Genomic DNA, 18,760 nt, shown 5'->3' on the forward strand with positions numbered 1-18,760 from the left:
ATCTGTTTTTAAGATCAAGTTTATATTATCTATTATGAGTTAGTATTCCCTGATGATTATTATCCATTTCGAGTGCCCGTGAAAAATATTCTTTTGCTTTCTGATTATTTCCGAGTCCCAGAAGTCCAAGTCCCATAACGTAATAACAATGAATTTTATTTCTCACATTCAGATCATCTTCCCAGATAGCAAGGTCCGGTAAAGAAACTGCAAAATAATCGATTCTCGATTCTTTGAAAAGATAGTGCTCACCATGATCGATTAATTTATGAAAGCATCCGTTTGCTTTTGCCTGGTTACCGAGTGCTGCCCATGCCAGCCCCTGATAGTATATATTATCGGGCTGCTGGTCGTTATAGAAGAAAGCCTGTTTTGGCTCTCTGGAGCCGATAGTAGCTTTTACCAGATACTCTTTCGCTTTAGCTTCATTCCCAAGGCCGCGATAAGCTATTCCTTTATAATAGTTGATGTCATTTTCTTCTGCTACAGTTAATTTTCCTTCACCGAGATTGTACGGATATTCATCTGTTTCGTGGAGCAATTTAATCGCAAGCTCATAATCTTTTTCTTCCATTGCTTTTTTGGCAAGTTCAATACGGCATACCATATATTGCTTGGTGATCTTTCCTTCGCCGCCTTCCCATGGATGAAACTTGTAAGAGGAGATCAATTTCATTGCTTCTTCGTATCTGCCCAAATGGTTTATGAGTGTTATTCGCTCGATAATCATATCATCGCGCTGCTCTACTAAATCAGGATATTTATCCATCATTGCCAAACGTTCAGCATGACTTCTCCCTTGTTTTTTATAGAGCTGATCCAGTTCCATGAATATGCGCGCATCTGTTTTATCCAGTTCAAATGCTTTTTCCAATAATGGAGCGGCTTCAGACTGCCTGTTCAGTCTGTTGTAGTATGCTAATGCCAGATTTCTTAACGCTGTAGGGAACTTATCATTTAGTTTTATCGATTTCTCCCAGCATTCTGCCGCATCTTTGTGCTGGCGTGCACCGTACCAGAAATTACCGAGATAATAAGGAGCAAAAGAGTCATCCGGATTTTTCTCCATTGCATCTTTTAGCATCAATATCTCTTCAACTCTGTTTGGGAAACATCTGTCAGGAGACATCTTAGCTGCCAGCTTATAATAATCAATTGCCGATTTAGTGTCATCTTTCTTAGAGGCAAAGTATCCTAATGTATAATAGACCATCGGATATACATTATTCTTATCTTCAATATTTGCTTCCAGCAATGTTGTTGCTTCTTCATACATACCTGCTGTTGCAAAATCCAAAGCATATTCAATGGCAGGATGTGTAGCATGCCTCATCAACTTTACCATTTCCTTCAATACCTCTTTATCATCAGTCAAAAGATATTTCTCAAAACGGCATCCCATATTGAAGGTATCAATTTTAAGAGATTCTTCTATTAGGGCTAAGGCTTCTTCTTTACGTTCCAATTTCCTCAGGATAGATGCTTTTAGTTGTCGTGCTTTGTGATTGTGCCAATTTCGGATCAATGCCCTGTCAATTCTATCGAGAGCATCTTCCCATAATTCTTTTGATGCGTCTATCTGAGCCAAAGCAAAGTATCCGGCATCCTGCCATGCGGCATTCCATGTTGCTTTGTAGAATGCTTTATATGCTTCATCTTTTTTACCCTGAAGTAACTGGCTCCATCCTAAATTGTAATGAGGCTCGCCATCATATGGATTCGGATTCCTTTCGGTCTGGGTTTCTATTGCTGTTCTGAAATAGGGTTCTGCTTCTTCGAACTTTCCTCTTCTCAACATTAATAGCCCCATGGCATTATTACATCTTATATCACCGGGTTCACGCTTCAATGCTTCCTGATAATAGTCGATCGGATTGTATGTGGCATGCCTGTATTGTTCCAGATGATGCCCTGTTAAGAATAATTGTTCTATAGATGCAATATCTTTAGGATCTTTAGCTGCTTTAGCCGGATCAGGGGTAGGGACAATATCCGGTTTATCTGCCTGATAACGAAGCAACTCTTTGCCATCATTAGTATATAACTCAAATATAATCTCTTCCAGTAGTAATTTACCAACAGAGACAGTTTTCTTATAAATATCCTCCGGCGATGTTGTTGCCTTTTCCTCGATAAATATTTTACCGTCTACTCCTTTCAGAATGATTTTTAAATCCTCAAAGAGAGAAGTAGTATAAAGTATAACGGTTGCTTCTCCGTTTTCAATATCTACATTGACAATGGCATCTTTAGTGGCATTTTTTACATATCCAACTTCTGCATAAGGCATAAAATATTGCGACCAGGACTTTTCTTCGTTAGGCTGCAACCAAGTGAAGTCCGGCTGATTGTCAGTATACACGCCTGTCATTAACTCAATGTAAGGTCCGTCCTGATCGGTGAGGTTTCTGTCCCATGCCTGTCCGAAGTCTCCATGTCCCCAAGTCCATTGTTTTTTACCAGGAGAAATATTATTATTGGCAACATGGAGAAGCCCTCCGTTTACTTTTCCTCCTTCATAGCCACCGACAAAATCAAATTTCGATTTTATAGCCATGTAGGAGGTAGGAACAGGAACATTTTTATATTTAGAGATATCAATTCCTTCCGAATAATCGTATTTGTAGTATTCACCTGTGGAAATCGGGAAGTTGGAGACCTCCCGTTTTCCATGGTCAAACACAGCATGAACATCAGGCGGGAATACGGAATAGTAGTCATCATTTACTACTACGGCCGGATTTGCCCACCACAAGAACGTTTGAGGGAAAGGTGTCCGGTTATATACCTGAACCTTTATTTCTATATATGATTTTCCCGGATGAAGGGTGAATCCCTGCATCGCTTTCATCCGAAACATACGCTCTACTTCGTTACACCAGACAGTGACACTGCCGTCTTCGTTATTTTCGATTGTATAGTCTGTAGGTAAATAAGTACTTGGACGGTGGTGTTGCGGCCAGTTAAACTCGATACCTCCCGATATCCACGGCCCCAAAAGTCCTACCAATGCAGGTTTGATAACCTGATTATAATAAACAAAGTGCCTGCTTTTTACTTTATCATAAGCCATTTGAATACGCCCTCCCAGCTCCGGCAGAATCATTACTTTGATATATTCATTCTCGATAAAGAGGGCCTTATATTTTTTATTTATCTTCTCGTCTGATATTTTCTCTATCACCGGATATGGATATACCACTCCCGAACTACCCTGATAAACTCTTTTTTCGGAAAATATCGGGTTCTTTTCTTCTTCACCTGCCTCATAGGTCGGGAGCATAATATCCTCTTCCCATACTTTAACTTCTCCTTTTCGGGTAACTGTAGATTCAATCAGATATTTAGTCAATTCGTTCATTTTTAGGTCATTTTAAATATACAACTTCCTTAATCAGAAACCAAATTCCTGATTATCAATCATTTAGCTTATGCTTTATTATTTAATTAATATTATTTCTTTTGTAGTTTTTCTTCTATTTCTTCAAGAGATATTCCTTTTGTTTCGGGTAATTGTGATTTAATAAATAAATATCCGAGTACGCAAATAATACCATACAGCCAGAAAGTTCCATAAGCACCTAATCCGCTATTGAGTAGAGGGAAGGTGTATGTGAGGATGAAACAGGCTGTCCACAACGAAAAAGTAGCTACTGCCATTGCCATACCCCGTATTCGGGTCGGGAATATTTCCGAAATTACTACCCATGTCACAGGTGCCAGAGTCATCGCATAACATGCAATGCCCATCAATACGAGAATAAGTACTGCAATGCCCGAAATCTGGAAATAATAACACGCACCCAAAACAGCATAGATGCATGCCAGACCGACCGCTCCGAAAAGGAGTAATGATCGTCTGCCCAACTTGTCTACAGTATACATTCCGACTATGGTGAATATGACATTAATAACTCCCGTAATAACTATATTGAACAATATATCGGAAACACCGTATCCGGCTGCTGAGAAAATTTCCTGTGCATAGTTGAAAATCACATTTATGCCACACCATTGTTGAAAAGCAGCGATCACGATTCCAATCAATAATACTTTCGGCATATTGCCCTCTAGGAGCATTTTGTAATTAATTTTTTCTGTATTTTTAGCATTCGTTGCCTTTAATACATCAATCTGCTTTTCTGCATATTCTGTACCGCCTATACGGGTAAATATCTTATTCGATTTTTCAAATCTGTTTTTACTACCCAGCCATCTCGGGCTTTCAGGAATGAGAAATAGTAAAAAGAAGAATACAACGGCAGGGACACCACCTGCCCAAAACATCCAGCGCCAGCCCATCTGCCCGTTCCATGACGATAAGATATCTTCTCCTGCAGTTACAGGATCGGCAATCAGCCAGTTTATCAACTGAGCGGATAATATTCCGATAACAATTGTGAGTTGATTGAGGGAAACATATTTGCCGCGTTGCTCTGCCGGTGCAACTTCGGCTATATACATGGGTGATAAGTTGGAGGCTATACCGACTCCTATTCCGCCTAAAATTCTGAAAGCTATAAATATCGATAAATTATTGACGATTCCTGTTCCTACTGCAGCCACGATAAATATGACTGCCGCGGTGTACATCAAAGGTTTTCTCCCGTATTTGTCGGAAAGACTTCCTGAAACCATCACCCCAAGAATACAGCCCAATATAGCACTACCCATTACCCAGCCTTGCATAGCAGGAGAGTTTGCAATATCGAAAAATAGTTCATAAAACGGTTTTGCACCTCCTACGACTACCCAGTCGTAGCCAAAAAGCAAACCTCCCATTGCAGAAATAAAAGTAATTGTCGGTAGGTATACGGATTTATAGTCTTTCATGTTTTCAAATTAGATATAATTTCACGATGGTAAAATTACAATATCCAAAATACAAAAAAATGTAAGATTTTACTGTTAGCATGTAAAATATTACTATTTTCGCGATAGAAGTAACCTGACTATTTTTATTATGAATAACTATACCGATACCAAAGCTGAAGGTTTTAAAGACGAAAAAGCAATCGTTACCCCCTACAATATCAGAGAGTTACAAGCTAAAAATAATATCACAAAACAATTGTATGTAACTCATATCGGCTACTATCCCAATGCAAAAGAACACTATAGAATCAGACCTAACGGAGGAACTGAAAATATCTTCATTTATTGTAATAAAGGTAGAGGCTGGATCGAGCACGGCGGTGTAAGGCATATTTTGAACAGGAATCAGGCATATATTATTCCTAAAGGAGACCCGCATAGTTACGGAGCAGACAAACAAAAGCCATGGAGTATATACTGGATACATTTCAAAGGAGAGAACGCTCCGGATTTTGCTGCTATTACTAATACTGTAATTACTATTGATGATTCCGACTCCAGTCGCCAACAGGACCGGATACAACTTTTTGAAGAAATATATCAAAATCTGGAAATGGGGTACCGACCGGAAAATCTTGAATATATCAGTTACTGCCTGATGTATTTTTTTGCCTCGATCAAATACTTACATCAATACAGGGAGATTAATAAGGTGAAGGTAGATGATGTTATTCAGAAAAGTATCGTTTTCATGAAAAATAATCTCGAGGAACAAATAACATTGGATGATATTGTAGAACATGTAAAATATTCTAAATCCCGCTTCATTTCTCTTTTTAAAGAAAAGACTTCTTATTCACCTATAGTCTACTATAATCAATTGCGGATTCAGAGGGCATGTGCTTATTTACAATTTTCGGAGTTAAAATTAAAAGAGATTTCTTTCCGACTTGGATTCTATGACCCTTTTCATTTTTCAAGGGCCTTTCAACAGCAAATGGAAATATCGCCAAGTGAATACAGGAAACGTTATAAGGATAAATAGCCAGTAAATAAACAAAAGACCTTAGTAAAATACTAAAGCCTTTTTGTCTGATTTTAAAAGAATGAATGAAACTATAGCGCCTGTCTTCTTTTAGTAATTTTATCCTTAATGTCATATGCCTGCGAAACGATAGAGGGAGGTACCTGACCTATTGCAGAAATGATGTGGCCCAGATAGTAATTCCAATCCAAAGTAATCACAATCGAATCCAAGGCACATTTGCGGCACCTCGCCCAACTTCCCATAAGATAAAATTCATCTTTGCTGATTGATCCACTGCAGGCATCGCACATACCGCCCATTCCTCTTCCTGCCTGCATATACAGATAAGCTTCATTTCGGAAATGTATCAGCAGGTTCATGAATAGCGGTTTCAGCAGTTCTGTTTCATCATCGCTCATTTTCTGAGGTTTGAGGTGGGTAAGATAATCTTCAAGCATGCTGTACGCTTCTTCTTTCGTAAATGCGGGTGTAGTGACAAGAGGCTTGAAAGCATCGATAGAAAAGCGAATGTCTTCTTTTAATATCTCTTCTGTAGCGGCTGCATCCGGCTTTTCTTCGGGAAGTTCTGCTTTCATCTTTTCAATAATGGATTCAAGCCCGTTAGTTGCAACAACATATAAATTGTCCTTTATGGCAACCTGAAGATCGCCATAAGGAGTTTTGTACGTCCAGTACACCTTACCCCTCTCTGATGCCGGAACAGTGGCGAACTTTGCAAAAATCGTTTCGGCTGTCATCTTGAAGTCGGGTTGCCCGAACATTGCTACTATATCACTCTCTTTTGTATTAATCCTTACTTTCTCCAGATTAGATAATGTGAATACTTTTTCCGGCTCTTTTATTTTTGGCGTGCTTAGGGTTTCCGTAGGTTTCTGAAGATTTGTATGTATATTATTTTCCACTACGTTTGTTTGTCGAACTGTTTCTGGCGGATAGAACGTTGCCACAAAAACAATATAGGCAACAGGAAAAAGTAAAAAAAGCAGGAAAAATATATCTTTCCAGTTATTAAGCGGCATGCCATAACTTATCCTGAAATAAGCAGACCATAAAAAATTCATAGCTGAAAGTACAATAACAGCTATTGCCAAAATACGGAGAAGATCTTTATTCTGTTGGAAATATAAGCAGCACACAGTAAATATAACCAAAGCCAAAAGAGACAGAAAACTGATCCATGCTGTAGGCCCTAACGAAAATATATTGTTTATATTCATCAGTAAAAATACGGCTGATGCGGCCAACATGAGTTGCATCGCATTTCTTGCCTTTCCTTGCATGTAGGATATACTTGTTCCGCCCAAAAGGAAAATACCTGCCGCCAACAATAATGCATAGCCAATGACATTGATAAATTGCCCGAAAGACCAATAACCGTCCAACAACGCCGGCAAAGTGTTTCCCATAAAAAAAATAATCCCCAGAGAAGCAGCTACGGTTAATACCACACCTGCACTTTTCAATTTCTGTGGTTCGCTGAAGATTTCCGCTGAGGTTTTCGGATTCGGTCCGTACTTGTTTTCTGATTCCTCACCTTTGGTAAGCATCAGTACCAATAACCATATACCTCCAATGAATGGAATCAACGCGATAAGCAACATCCAGCCGCTCTTGCCGATATCGTGCAGGCGGCGGACGGCAACCGCCAGTCCCGGCAATAACATCATGGCATAATAGCTCAGATATACATTGGGTAATGCATCTTGAATATCCCTGCCTATGCCGGCAATAACCAAGGCAACCAGAAACGTCCACGCCCAGAAAAACAGCAGGTTGAACAATACAAACATCCAGTATTCTCTGCGGCGTGCCCGTCCGCTAAAATCGGCATAATGCCGAAGAACTTTAATAAACCATTTCATCTATGGGATAGTTTTATCATGATAATCATTTTCTTTCAATAGGTTGAAGAGGAAGTTCAAAACGAATATATTTTACGGCTGTGTTATTAATTGCTGCTTTCGACAATTGGGATTCATCTATTCCTGTAGCCAATATATTCAGTGCAGAACCATTGTACGCCAATACTGTAACCTTGTCTTTTACTACTTTTAATGTTTTGGATGTATATGATTTTCCTCTGCTATCCGTAACTTTTGCGACATAGCTGCCTGCTTCCACATCATAGGTAAACTGATAGCCGGGTTCAAGCACATCCGTATCGGAGCCGAGATGCTCTCCATCGCCATCGTAAAGGTCGAGTTTTACAATATCGTAGTTATCACTAAGGTTCTGAATAATTAAAGCACCTTCACCTTCCTCCACCGGAGGTTCCACAACATCTTCAGAAAGAGTGAACTCTATATTGCCGGCTGCGGTACCCAGCATGATAAGGGCAATGGAATTGACGAATGACAGCGTAAGTTTTCCGTTTCGCAAATACCCCATAGCCAAGATAGTCTTGGAGGTATTTGTAAATGTAATTTTGCCTGTATTCGCAATATCATATGTTCCTCTGTCGTACGAGCCTCCTTTACCCGGCTCAGATATCGTAAAATCATAATCCGATGCGGTTATTAACAATGTGAGGTTATATTTTCCTGATGTGGTTACCCATTTCCCGACAATGTCCGTTTCTTCTATTTCATATTCATATTCTTCTTCTTTCTCTTCTTCATCGTTATCTTTCGAACAAGAAACGAGTCCGAATAAGATGCTGAGGATACATACTAACCAGATTTTATTCATAATAATATATTTTAGGCCTCTACATGCATATCTGCAGTAAGCTGGGTTATCTTATCATTCTTTTCTTTCTTTTCCTGAAATTTCTTCATTGCTTTGCCCATAGAATCACTGTCCTCATTATTTACCGGAGTGTCACTTTCCATAGAAACTTTTTCTCCTTTGTTCTTGGCAAGCAGTTTCATAAATTTTTCCTTTTCCTTTTCGTACTTCTTCGAGTTTTTATCCAGAGGAGCCAGTTTTATGCGAGCCTTTAATGCGCCCATCTTAGCCTGAGCATCTACAACATAGATTCTTCCAGCTTCCAGGTTTGCTTCCACATAGTCGGCATTTTCGCTCTTACCGATAAACACATGAGATCCCGGATCACACTCATAGGCCACGAACTGCCCGGGTTTCAACTTGCCGATAAGTTCTTCCCCATCATATATAGAGAAACTTATTAATGAGCCGACAGAGGATGTCCTTATAAAATACACTATGCTTTTGCCCTCTGCCGGTTGTATCATTTCCACTTGGGGTTCCTGTGCATAAGATGTTATAGCAAAGGATAATAAAATAGTAAATAAAAGATATCTGATCATGATTAAAGTTGTCTTTTTTGTTTTGAAATGAGTTATAGTTATTGTCAGAATTTATAACCTACCGAAAGTTTAAAATTTCTGGTTTCAGCCTTATCGTTATATTTCTGCATGATATTCACAAAGCCGAGTTCCCCGCCCATGGTAAAGCAGAATTTCTGATATTCCAGCGCAACACCGAAATTCATACCGCTATCAAACTTTTTCAATGCTATCTTACTGAAAGTATCCTGTTCGTAGTTGCCCTGTTTTATCTTCCCGTGTACTCCGTACGCGAAATATGGCCCCAAGCTCATTACAATAGCCGTTTCTTCCGACAAGCTTAGTTTGTAAGCTGCAGATAAAGGCAGTTGCACGTAGGCAGCCGTTACTTCCTGATCGGTTGATAATTCGATCGTCACACCTTTAAGTGTGTATTCCAACCCTGTCAGCAAATACCATTCGGGAGTGAATGCATAATCGAGTGTAAATCCGGCGTGGAAACCTGCTTTTGTTTTGGTATTGTCATAGTTGCCCTTACTCGAACCGACATTGGAGAGGTTAAGTCCGGCTTTTATTCCGAAGGTTACTTTCTTTTCCTGAGCATTGATCGATAGCACAGATAAAAGAAATAATGAGAAAAGAAGTGTTTTTAATGCTTTCATAATAAAATTTGTATTAGTAATAATTAAAAGTGTATATATGTAAGTAATCTTATTTCATTTTTTTACGGCGCGCTGCAAGAGCTTCTTTGAGTTCGGCATTGGTAATCCCTAACATATCTTGATGTTTTTTTACTGCTTTTCGGCTAGACAGAGCTATAATCATTGCGGCAATCAGTGTGGTAAAAAGTACTGCAAGACCGACCAGACCTCCTAATGAAATGATAGCGATCAATCCCACTATTTGCAATGCAAGTGCGATGAAGCCTGATTTTTCCTGATCGTTCATTTTTTGTTTCAATTCACCAAATATTTTCGTATCGAATGATTTTCCGAAATCATCTTGTGACAATTCGTCAATTACTTTACTCATATCTTTAGTATTAGTTGGTTATAGGTTTTTTTGTTTTTGCATCGAAGACAACTTTGTGCTCTTTGTCATCGACACTGAAGAAGATGATTTTTGCAGGGAGAATCTTTGTCGGGAATCCGACTAACATACCGTCTTCCTCAATTGAAAATGAATTAGCGGACACTGTTTTGCCGTTCGAAATGATCTCCACTCCCACCGACGGGCGTACATTATATACTTTATCCCCGGCCTGCACCTGCCAAAATTTATGTTTTTTCCCACTCAGCGAGCCGTCTACCTTTACTTCTACGTTTCCGTCTTTATTTTTGGCAACCCTGATTATCCCGAGCGAATAATCTACTTCTCCCAGTTTTACTGTATGTAATACTCCTTTATCGCTCTGCTGAGCAATTAAGTCTTGTGGCATAAAGATTCCTGATAAGAAAAGTAATACGGCTGCGAAAACCACCCAATAAATTCTCCTCATAATAAAGTAGTTATGTTAATATTCTTAGATTTCCGGTTGTCATAATTATCCATTTATCATTTTTGACAATAAATGTTATAAAAGACTAAACAAATGTATGAGGGATGACAGTATCTGACAATTACCCAAAAGGGTGATTTTTAAGTATAATCAGAAGATTTTTGATTTAAAATAAAAAAGAATCAGTATAAAATGTCGTACTTTATCGGGCAAATCTTTCATTTATGATTATAACCGATAATACATTCTTTAGAGGAATACTAAGATTTATGCTTTTACTTGGGGTCTTTTCAGTTTGCAAGAATGTTTTTGCAAATGATAGTACAATTTGGGATAAGGCAAGCTTTACGGCAGATTCGTTGAAACTGGAGCTGAAAAAAAAGCCGCATACCGAAAAGGAACTATTTTCTATCTACTCCGATATCGTGGGTGCCTATTCCGGATTTGCGCAAGACAGTGTGGTAGTATATGCGCCCAAGGCTATTGAATATGCCCGAAAATTTAAAGAGCATGCCATAGAAATGAACTTGTCCCGTACGATGGGAGTCGCTTATACTTTCAAAGCAGAATATGATACGGCAATTGCTATTTTTAAATCTTTAATAGAAATAGATATAAAACGAGGGGATAAAAGATCAGCAGCAGAAACTCTTTCGTTGATCGCATTTACATATGCCAAAGAGGGAAAATATAATACAGCGATCGATTATTATCTGGAAATACTGAAAATATCGGAGAATGAGGGTTGGACAGAAGACTGCGTAAGGGCATTAACTAACCTGAGCGAAATCAATAGAAAGTTGAGTAATACACAAACAGCCCTGCAATATCTGAAGCAGGCGGAAGAAGAGAGCAATAAACTAAGTGAGGACAGATATAATTGGAGAATAGCCCATATATACAACGAATATGCATACAATTACATTGAAGAAGGTGATCCGGACAAGGCAATTGTATACCTGCAAAAAGCGGATAGCGTCAATATGGGTATTGTAAACAAATGTTATACAAAAAGTCTGTTGGCAACCGCTTACCTACAAAGAAAAGACTATGACCAGGCGCTCATGTACGCAAAAGAATCCTACAGGCAGGCAGATTTAATAAAAGATAAGAACCTCTATATCAATGCAAGAAAATGTTTATCAGACGTTTACATGGCGCAGAAGAATTATGTAGCAGCCGAGGCTGAGGCACTTAAAGCCTGGCAAACCGATTCTACAGACTTAGATGAATCGAGGATCATAGCAGAGAATATTGCCCTGGCAAATATCTACATGCATAACATGGAGAAAGCTGCATACTACTTCAAACGATATTCTGAACTAAACAAATTGTATTCTGAGAAGAGTTTTCATACAACCGTATCCGATTTAGCTGTCAAATACGAAACCGATAAAAAAGAGTTCCGTATCACTTCCCTCGAAAAAGAAAAGCAGCTATATACATGGCTAGGCGTTGCGGGGATTTTGTTTGCTGTCGCCTTAGGGTTCGTTCTATGGCTGAATCTCAGGAATGCTAAGAAAGAAAAACAGCTAATAGCAACCCGGTCGGTTATGGATGGCGAAATGAGAGAACGCACACGTCTGGCACGTGACCTCCACGACCGCCTGAGCGGAAATCTTTCGGCAGTAAAGATAGAACTTAACGATACAGTGTCACTATCAAATGTCAACAATAAACTGGACGGCTGTATTGAAGAAGTCCGCCGGGTGGCTCACAACCTCATGCCCGTTTCCTTACGTTATGGGATTAAAACTGCGCTGGAAGATTTTGCCACTCAATTTCCTTTTGTTCATTTTCATTTTTTCGGACAGGATAATCGCTTTGAAGAGAGAGCGGAATTTGTTCTTTACTGCTGTGCCAATGAGTTGGTAAACAATTCTCTCAAGCATTCGGGTGCAAAAAACATCAATTTGCAACTGGTTCAGGATAAAAAGCATATAACGCTTACAGTCCAGGACGACGGCAAGGGATATGATGAAAAATCTATAAAGAAAGGATTGGGCTTAAAGAATATTTATGACCGGGTGACCTCTTATAATGGAAAGATCGACGTGGTATCATTACCCGGTAAAGGCACAGAGACAACTATAGAATTGAAAATAAAATAGCTGTAATATGATAAATCTTCAAATTGTAGACGACCATAGGATGGTAGTCGAAAGCTTAAGTAAGTTGATAAACGAGTCAGGAGTAGCAACAGTAACACATGCATATTACGATCTGAAATCGTGCCGCGAAGGCTTAGCTAAAGAACTTCCCGATGTATTCCTATTAGATATAGCTTTGCCCGATGGAGACGGTGTCAACTTCTGTGCCGAGATAAAAAAGCAATACCCAGAATTAAAGATTATCATGCTTACTACATACAAAGAATTCAACATCGCCAAACGCGCCTTGCATAACGGAGCGCTCGGATATATTCTTAAAAATGCGGAAAGTGAAGAAATGCTTATAGGTATAGAAGCAGTAAATCGCGGAGAACAATTTCTTTGTGAAGAAATAGACATTCTGCTCGAGAACAAGAAGAATCAAAACGTCATCTGGCTTTCGAACCGTGAAAAAGAAATCCTGCAATATGTTGCTGATGGACTGACCACGAAAGAAATTGCTGACATTATTTCCCGTACTACAGAAAATGTTCGTACTTTCCGGAGAAATCTGCTTATAAAACTTCAGGCTCGCAACGTAGCCGAACTTATAAAAAAGGGATATGAGATGAAGTTCATCTGGTAACCAGTCATCAAAATTAATAACTTAACATAGTATTTCCCGTAAAAGACGACATAGTTAAATCACTTCTTATTGTATTCCGGACGTTAGAGAAATTTTATCATTCTAATAAAAATTCTATATTTGTGGGATAAGAACGTTCTTCATATTTTTCACGTGCTCACATTGAAAGAATGAATATAAAATCCCTCTTGGAGGATCTTGCTGGTAATGATTCTGAAGAGGCCTTGAAGTTTATCTATTTTGCTTATAGCGAAAAAATTTCAAGGTATATTTTCATGTATACCAAGTCTAAAGAGGTAACAGAAGAAATTTTATCAGACGTATTCTATACAATATGGGAAAAAAGAAAGTTGCTGCCGCAAGTAACTAATTTCAATACATACATATATTCAATAGCTAAATTTAAGTCTTTAAACTATATACGAGAGCAGAAAATAACAACTATCAACTTCGATGATGTTGCTATAGAATTATTCGGTTCCACAAAAACAACTGCTGAAGAAGAGTACATATCCAAGGAAATGATTGAAGAATTAAATTCGACAATAGAAGGACTTCCTGTCAAATGTAAGCTGGCTTTTAAACTGGTAAAGGAAGACAATATGAAATATAAAGATGCCGCCGAGCATCTCGGCATTTCAGTAAAAACACTGGAGATACACCTTACATCGGCAATGAAGAAAATCAGGACAAAATTGAAAGAATTTAATTCGAAGTAAAAAATTATTCTATCATATTAGGGGTATTCCTTTATTTCTGTTACTTAATATATATAAGATATATTTTATGTACCCGAATAACGAAATAGAACAACTGATAATAAGATACCTGACCGGGGATGCTTCGTCCAATGATATTCTGCTGATCTCTGACTGGCTGAGAGAGAACAAAGAGAATGAAAAAATATTCATGCAAATAAAAGAATACTGGAATGCCGATGTGTCTTCAACAGTGGATATCGACTACAATAAGGCTTACAATACTTTGTCAGCAAAAATAAAAGAGAATGAGACTAAACGCCCTGCAAGAAAAATAAGCCTCAGATATGCCGGTGTAGCAGCGGCTATGTTTATCGGTATATTTATCTATCTCGGATTTTTTAGGGAGGCCCAAGTTATACAGAATTATTCGTATATTTCCGGTAACGCTGTTTCACAAATTAGTTTACCCGATGGTACAGGAATTCTCCTTAATAAAAATACAACACTTACATATAATGATTCTTTCGGGGAAGATGGCAGACATGTTAGCCTCGAAGGTGAAGCTTTCTTTGAAGTGACTAAAGATACTGAAAAGCCATTTACGGTAGACCTAAATGGTACAAAAATCAAAGTGCTCGGCACTTCTTTCAATGTAAGAAACAGACTTGACGAATCAATAACATCTGCCGTGTTAGTAGAAGGTTCAATCCGTTTCGAATCTCCGAACCAGACTGTCCTTTTGAATCCTAATCAGCAACTTATGTACACAAAAGCCACCAGCGAAATAAATGTGAGTGATGCTGATATGGAGACATCGATTGCATGGAAAGAAAATCTCATAAGATACAAATCTTTGACATTTGGCGAAGTGGCAGAGATGTTAGAAAAGCATTATGATGTGACTATAAAGGTGAACGATGAGCATCTCTGTAATGTAAAAGTAACGGGAGCTTTCGATGCGAACCTTGACATAGAGCAAATCCTGAATATAATGAAAAACAATATAAAATTCAAATGGAGAAAGACAAATGACAGCCACTATGTTGTCAGTAAGTAACTAGCTAACTAACAAAATTAATCTAATACTATAAAAAACATTTGCCTATGAAATAAAACCCAAAGAAAAAGAAAACCGGCCAGTCTTGGAGGAACAGCCGGTTTGCATCATTATTTAAAATTAGTCTTAACTCATGACAACTACAGCGAATAGATAGTCGTGAGTTTGTAACCAATTTATTCACAAATATATGAAAAATATATGTATCAGTAGTGCTTCTAGCAAAGAAGAACTAATAAAAATACTGCGTATTATGAGAATCACACTATTTCTTTTATTCGTATGTGTTTTCCAAATGCAAGCAACCAATACTTATGCGCAATCGACAAAAATTTCACTTGTTACAAAAGAAGTCTTGTTAACAGAGATATTTAAAGACATTGAACGAAAAAGTGAATTCCTTTTCAACTACAAAGACAGCGATATCGCAGGTATTAAAGCAAAAGTAAATGTAGAAAATGGAAACATAAATGAAATTCTCGGTCAGGTATTAAAGAATACTACCCTGACCTATTCCATAAACAACAGGCATATTACCATATCCAAAGCCGTAAAGCCTGCAGGTACTACCACTGTTGTTAATGATAAAATTACAATAACAGGAAAAATTTCCGATGAAAAAGGAGATCCGTTGGCCGGCGTTTCCGTATCGATAAAAGGAAAAACTATAGGTACCATAACTAATACTGAAGGAGAATTTTCACTCGATGCAGATCCGGGAGATGTCCTCAGCATATCTTTCATCGGCTTCGTAAAGCAGGAGATAACCGTTACCCGTACAACTAATCTGAATATTGTGCTGGAAGAACTATTTCAGGATCTACAAGAAGTAGTTGTAGTTGCTTATGGTGTCCAGAAAAAGGCAACCATGACAGGAGCTATTGCAGACATCAAAGGCGATGAATTAAAAAAATCTATCGCAGCTAATATATCCAACTCTATGGCCGGTAGAATATCCGGAGTGAGTATGAGGCCAACAAGCGGGAAACCGGGTGAAGATAACCCCGCAATTTATATTCGCGGTATAGGCAGTACAGGCAACAAAAGTCCGCTTATAGTAATTGATGGAGTTATCCGCGACAATATAAATCAGGTAAACCCTAACGATATAGAATCTGTCAGCGTACTGAAAGATGCAACTGCCATTGCTCCCTACGGACTGGGAGGAGCTAACGGGGTAATACTTATCACTACAAAAAGCGGTAAGGAAGGTAAAGCGACGCTTACTCTCGATGCTTATTTCGGTTGGCAAACTCCTACAATCCGTCCCAAAATGTTGAATGCTGTAGACTATATGACTTTACGCAACGAAGCCTACCTGACCGACAATAAAGGAAAAATACCGGAAGGAGGCGCTCTGCCTTTCGACAGGGATATGATAAGTAATTACGGAAGGCTGCATGCCGAAGACCCTGACAGGTATCCTGACAGCAACTTTTATGATGAAATGCTGGATCTACATACTCCTGTACAAAACTATAACCTTCAACTGAGCGGAGGGAATAATCATACGCGTTATTATGTAGGCTTGGGGTATTTCGACCAACAGGGGATGTACGATCAGGTATACTATAAAAGATACAGTATAAACGGGAAATTCGATATTCAGGCACTACAGCATACTAAAGTCTCCCTTTCCTTCAACGGCTCTGTTGAGAAAAGAAATACTGCTCCCGATCCTACAGCTATCAGCTATATGCCTATACGTAGTCTTTATTACAGCAACGGTCTTTGGGGCGAATCGGGAGGTAGTTCTCCTATCGGAGACCTGAAAAGCGGTTCTTATAATAAGATAAACAATAATACCTTGTTGTTATCGATGTCGCTCGAGCAACAACTTCCTTTCATCAAAGGATTGAGTACTAAAGGTGTATTCAGTTATGACCCGAATTATCAATATACAAAAAACTGGAGTAAACCGCAGTATTATTATCTGCTGGATACCAGCACTAATCCGTATACATATACTAAAACTGTTAACGGCGAGGAAATCACATCATTAAATCAGGTAGATAGCCGTAATGAAAGAATATCGGCGCAAGCACATTTGAATTATGCGCGCACATTCGGAAAACATGATGTCACTGCACTTGCTGTATTCGAAGCAAGAGATACAAAATACAAATGGATAAAAGCTTACCGTAAAGGCTATCAGGTAGATATAGACGAGCTGGATATGGGTAGCTCCGACAAAATGGATTTCGATAACGGAGGTTCAAGTGCGCATACTACACAGGCTGGACTGGTTTACCGTATGACATATGCATATGATGGAAAATATATGTTTGAAGCCTCGGGTAGATACGACGGGCATTCTTACTTTGCACCGGGAAAACGCTGGGCATTCTTTCCTGCATTCTCAGCAGGCTGGAGAATATCGGAAGAAAATTTTCTGAAAGATAAGTTTGATTGGCTGCAAAATCTTAAACTGAGAGCATCGTGGGGAGAATCCGGAAATCTTGCCGGAGGAGCATTCGAATACCTTTCTGCATACGAATTATTTGGAAACTCATATGTGTTCGGAAATAAGATAGTACAAGGCTCGAGAATGGGCAAAGAAGCTAATCCTGACATCACATGGGAAAAAGCTAAGAGCACCAACATCGGCCTCGATGCTTCTTTCCTAAGAGGAATGATAACTTTCGAAGCCAATGTCTTCCATCAGAAAAGATCGGGAATGTTACTGTCTCCGAATATAAATGTACCCGTAGAATACGGTTTGAGCCTCGCACAGGAAAATGCAGGCGAAATGACTAACCGTGGTGTTGAATTTCAACTCGGAGGAAACTATTCTTTACCTAATGGCCTGAACTTGCATCTGGATGCTAACTTCAGCTATGCAAAAAATAAAATGGATAAAATCTACGAATCTCTCGATACATACAACAGCCCCTACAGACGCCGTACTAATCGTGCTTGGCAGACACCTTTCGGCTATGTAGCAGATGGCCTGTTTTCGACTGCCGATGACAAAAACGGTGACGGAATCATCAATGCAGCTGACGGTTATCATGTAGATCAATTTGGAGCGGAATTACATCCCGGCGATGTAAGATATAAAGATATCAGCGGCCCTGACGGTGTACCTGACGGTAAGATAGATGCATGGGACGAAACAGTAGTAGGCTATGCTCCATACCCGCGTATTACCTACGGATTTACACTTGCTGCCGATTGGAAAGGGATTGACGTTAGCCTGTTCTTCCAAGGCGCTGCACAAGCCAGTATCAATGTACAAGGCTATCAGACACTTCCTTTCCGTCTGAACAATACGAATGTATCTTATGAATATTTCGACAATTACTGGACTCCGGAAAGACAGGATGCAAAATATCCGCGGGTAACTCAGGCTCCTTATAAAAACAATACTACTAACTCCCAATATGATAACGGATTCGGACCAAACTCAAGTTCATTCTGGATGCGCAATACTAATTATTTGCGTCTGAAAAACATAGTAGTAGGTTATACATTGCCTCAGGCATTAACCCGTAAAGCGGGCATAAATGCATTGCGTGTATATGTCGCCGGTTCTAATCTGCTTACATTCAGCAATCTCGATTTTATTGATCCGGAAGCTAATTATGAATCCAGAGAAGAAGCATATCCTCTGCAAAAGGCATATACAATCGGTTTAAATATAACATTTTAAAAACC

14 protein-coding genes are annotated in these 18,760 nt (G+C 38.9%); 6 read left to right on the forward strand and 8 right to left on the reverse strand.

Translation table 11 applies throughout. The features are described 5' to 3' along the window. Window positions 1-25: 25 nt before the first annotated feature. Window positions 26-3,361, reverse strand: coding sequence for a DUF5107 domain-containing protein (locus K348_RS0117025; RefSeq protein WP_029906748.1), 3,336 nt, complete (start codon window positions 3,359-3,361; stop codon window positions 26-28). A gap of 92 nt (window positions 3,362-3,453) precedes the next feature. After that, window positions 3,454-4,833, reverse strand: a complete 1,380-nt coding sequence (locus K348_RS0117030) for a sugar porter family MFS transporter (RefSeq protein WP_029906749.1) — start codon at window positions 4,831-4,833, stop codon at window positions 3,454-3,456. Window positions 4,834-4,963: 130 nt separating this feature from the next. Between K348_RS0117030 and K348_RS0117035 the strand changes: the two genes are divergently transcribed. Continuing rightward, window positions 4,964-5,860: an AraC family transcriptional regulator gene (locus K348_RS0117035; protein ID WP_029906750.1), complete on the forward strand. Its 897-nt coding sequence runs from the start codon at window positions 4,964-4,966 to the stop codon at window positions 5,858-5,860. 71 nt (window positions 5,861-5,931) lie between these two features. Here K348_RS0117035 and K348_RS19595 read toward each other — a convergent pair whose 3' ends face one another. From K348_RS19595 to K348_RS0117065, 6 genes are read right to left on the reverse strand one after another with little or no spacing between them, the layout of a single operon-like run. Continuing rightward, complete coding sequence (locus K348_RS19595; protein WP_081852605.1) at window positions 5,932-7,725, reverse strand: DUF805 domain-containing protein; 1,794 nt, start codon at window positions 7,723-7,725, stop codon at window positions 5,932-5,934. Window positions 7,726-7,750: 25 nt separating this feature from the next. Beyond that, a complete protein-coding gene (locus K348_RS0117045; RefSeq protein WP_029906752.1) occupies window positions 7,751-8,551 on the reverse strand; it encodes a hypothetical protein in 801 nt (266 codons plus the stop codon). A gap of 11 nt (window positions 8,552-8,562) precedes the next feature. Then, window positions 8,563-9,132, reverse strand: a complete 570-nt coding sequence (locus K348_RS18900; RefSeq protein WP_051698000.1) for a hypothetical protein — start codon at window positions 9,130-9,132, stop codon at window positions 8,563-8,565. 44 nt (window positions 9,133-9,176) lie between these two features. After that, window positions 9,177-9,773 (reverse strand): porin family protein, encoded by a 597-nt coding sequence (locus K348_RS0117055; RefSeq protein WP_051698001.1) that lies wholly within the window; start codon window positions 9,771-9,773, stop codon window positions 9,177-9,179. 49 nt (window positions 9,774-9,822) lie between these two features. After that, window positions 9,823-10,143 (reverse strand): hypothetical protein, encoded by a 321-nt coding sequence (locus K348_RS0117060; RefSeq protein WP_029906755.1) that lies wholly within the window; start codon window positions 10,141-10,143, stop codon window positions 9,823-9,825. Between the two features lie 10 nt (window positions 10,144-10,153). Beyond that, a complete protein-coding gene (locus tag K348_RS0117065; RefSeq protein WP_156032916.1) occupies window positions 10,154-10,609 on the reverse strand; it encodes a hypothetical protein in 456 nt (151 codons plus the stop codon). Between the two features lie 224 nt (window positions 10,610-10,833). Here K348_RS0117065 and K348_RS0117070 point away from each other — a divergent pair, with 224 nt between their 5' ends. From K348_RS0117070 to K348_RS0117090, 5 genes are all read left to right on the forward strand, one after another. Then, window positions 10,834-12,720 carry a tetratricopeptide repeat protein gene (locus K348_RS0117070; protein WP_029906757.1) on the forward strand — a complete coding sequence of 629 codons (1,887 nt, stop codon included), beginning with the start codon at window positions 10,834-10,836 and terminating at the stop codon, window positions 12,718-12,720. Window positions 12,721-12,727: 7 nt separating this feature from the next. After that, entirely contained in the window at window positions 12,728-13,345 is a 618-nt protein-coding gene (locus K348_RS0117075) for a response regulator transcription factor (RefSeq protein WP_081852606.1), read from the forward strand. 170 nt (window positions 13,346-13,515) lie between these two features. Beyond that, window positions 13,516-14,064: an RNA polymerase sigma factor gene (locus tag K348_RS0117080; protein WP_029906759.1), complete on the forward strand. Its 549-nt coding sequence runs from the start codon at window positions 13,516-13,518 to the stop codon at window positions 14,062-14,064. Between the two features lie 67 nt (window positions 14,065-14,131). Next, window positions 14,132-15,103, forward strand: a complete 972-nt coding sequence (locus K348_RS0117085; RefSeq protein ID WP_029906760.1) for a FecR family protein — start codon at window positions 14,132-14,134, stop codon at window positions 15,101-15,103. Between the two features lie 253 nt (window positions 15,104-15,356). Then, window positions 15,357-18,755: a TonB-dependent receptor gene (locus K348_RS0117090; RefSeq protein WP_081852616.1), complete on the forward strand. Its 3,399-nt coding sequence runs from the start codon at window positions 15,357-15,359 to the stop codon at window positions 18,753-18,755. Window positions 18,756-18,760: the final 5 nt, after the last annotated feature.

Source organism: Prevotella sp. 10(H), from assembly GCF_000711235.1.
Lineage (GTDB): Bacteria > Bacteroidota > Bacteroidia > Bacteroidales > Dysgonomonadaceae > Dysgonomonas.

Excerpts from the sequence above, each read along its gene's own strand:
- K348_RS0117025 (WP_029906748.1), bottom strand. The coding sequence starts at position 3,361 with ATGAACGAATTGACTAAATATCTGATTGAATCTACAGTTACCCGAAAA.
- K348_RS18900 (WP_051698000.1), bottom strand. The coding sequence starts at position 9,132 with ATGATCAGATATCTTTTATTTACTATTTTATTATCCTTTGCTATAACA.
- K348_RS0117080 (WP_029906759.1), top strand. The coding sequence starts at position 13,516 with ATGAATATAAAATCCCTCTTGGAGGATCTTGCTGGTAATGATTCTGAA.
- K348_RS0117055 (WP_051698001.1), bottom strand. The coding sequence starts at position 9,773 with ATGAAAGCATTAAAAACACTTCTTTTCTCATTATTTCTTTTATCTGTG.
- K348_RS0117090 (WP_081852616.1), top strand. The coding sequence starts at position 15,357 with ATGAGAATCACACTATTTCTTTTATTCGTATGTGTTTTCCAAATGCAA.
- K348_RS0117060 (WP_029906755.1), bottom strand. The coding sequence starts at position 10,143 with ATGAGTAAAGTAATTGACGAATTGTCACAAGATGATTTCGGAAAATCA.
- K348_RS0117035 (WP_029906750.1), top strand. The coding sequence starts at position 4,964 with ATGAATAACTATACCGATACCAAAGCTGAAGGTTTTAAAGACGAAAAA.
- K348_RS0117070 (WP_029906757.1), top strand. The coding sequence starts at position 10,834 with ATGATTATAACCGATAATACATTCTTTAGAGGAATACTAAGATTTATG.
- K348_RS0117085 (WP_029906760.1), top strand. The coding sequence starts at position 14,132 with ATGTACCCGAATAACGAAATAGAACAACTGATAATAAGATACCTGACC.
- K348_RS0117065 (WP_156032916.1), bottom strand. The coding sequence starts at position 10,609 with ATGAGGAGAATTTATTGGGTGGTTTTCGCAGCCGTATTACTTTTCTTA.
- K348_RS0117045 (WP_029906752.1), bottom strand. The coding sequence starts at position 8,551 with ATGAATAAAATCTGGTTAGTATGTATCCTCAGCATCTTATTCGGACTC.
- K348_RS0117030 (WP_029906749.1), bottom strand. The coding sequence starts at position 4,833 with ATGAAAGACTATAAATCCGTATACCTACCGACAATTACTTTTATTTCT.
- K348_RS19595 (WP_081852605.1), bottom strand. The coding sequence starts at position 7,725 with ATGAAATGGTTTATTAAAGTTCTTCGGCATTATGCCGATTTTAGCGGA.
- K348_RS0117075 (WP_081852606.1), top strand. The coding sequence starts at position 12,728 with ATGATAAATCTTCAAATTGTAGACGACCATAGGATGGTAGTCGAAAGC.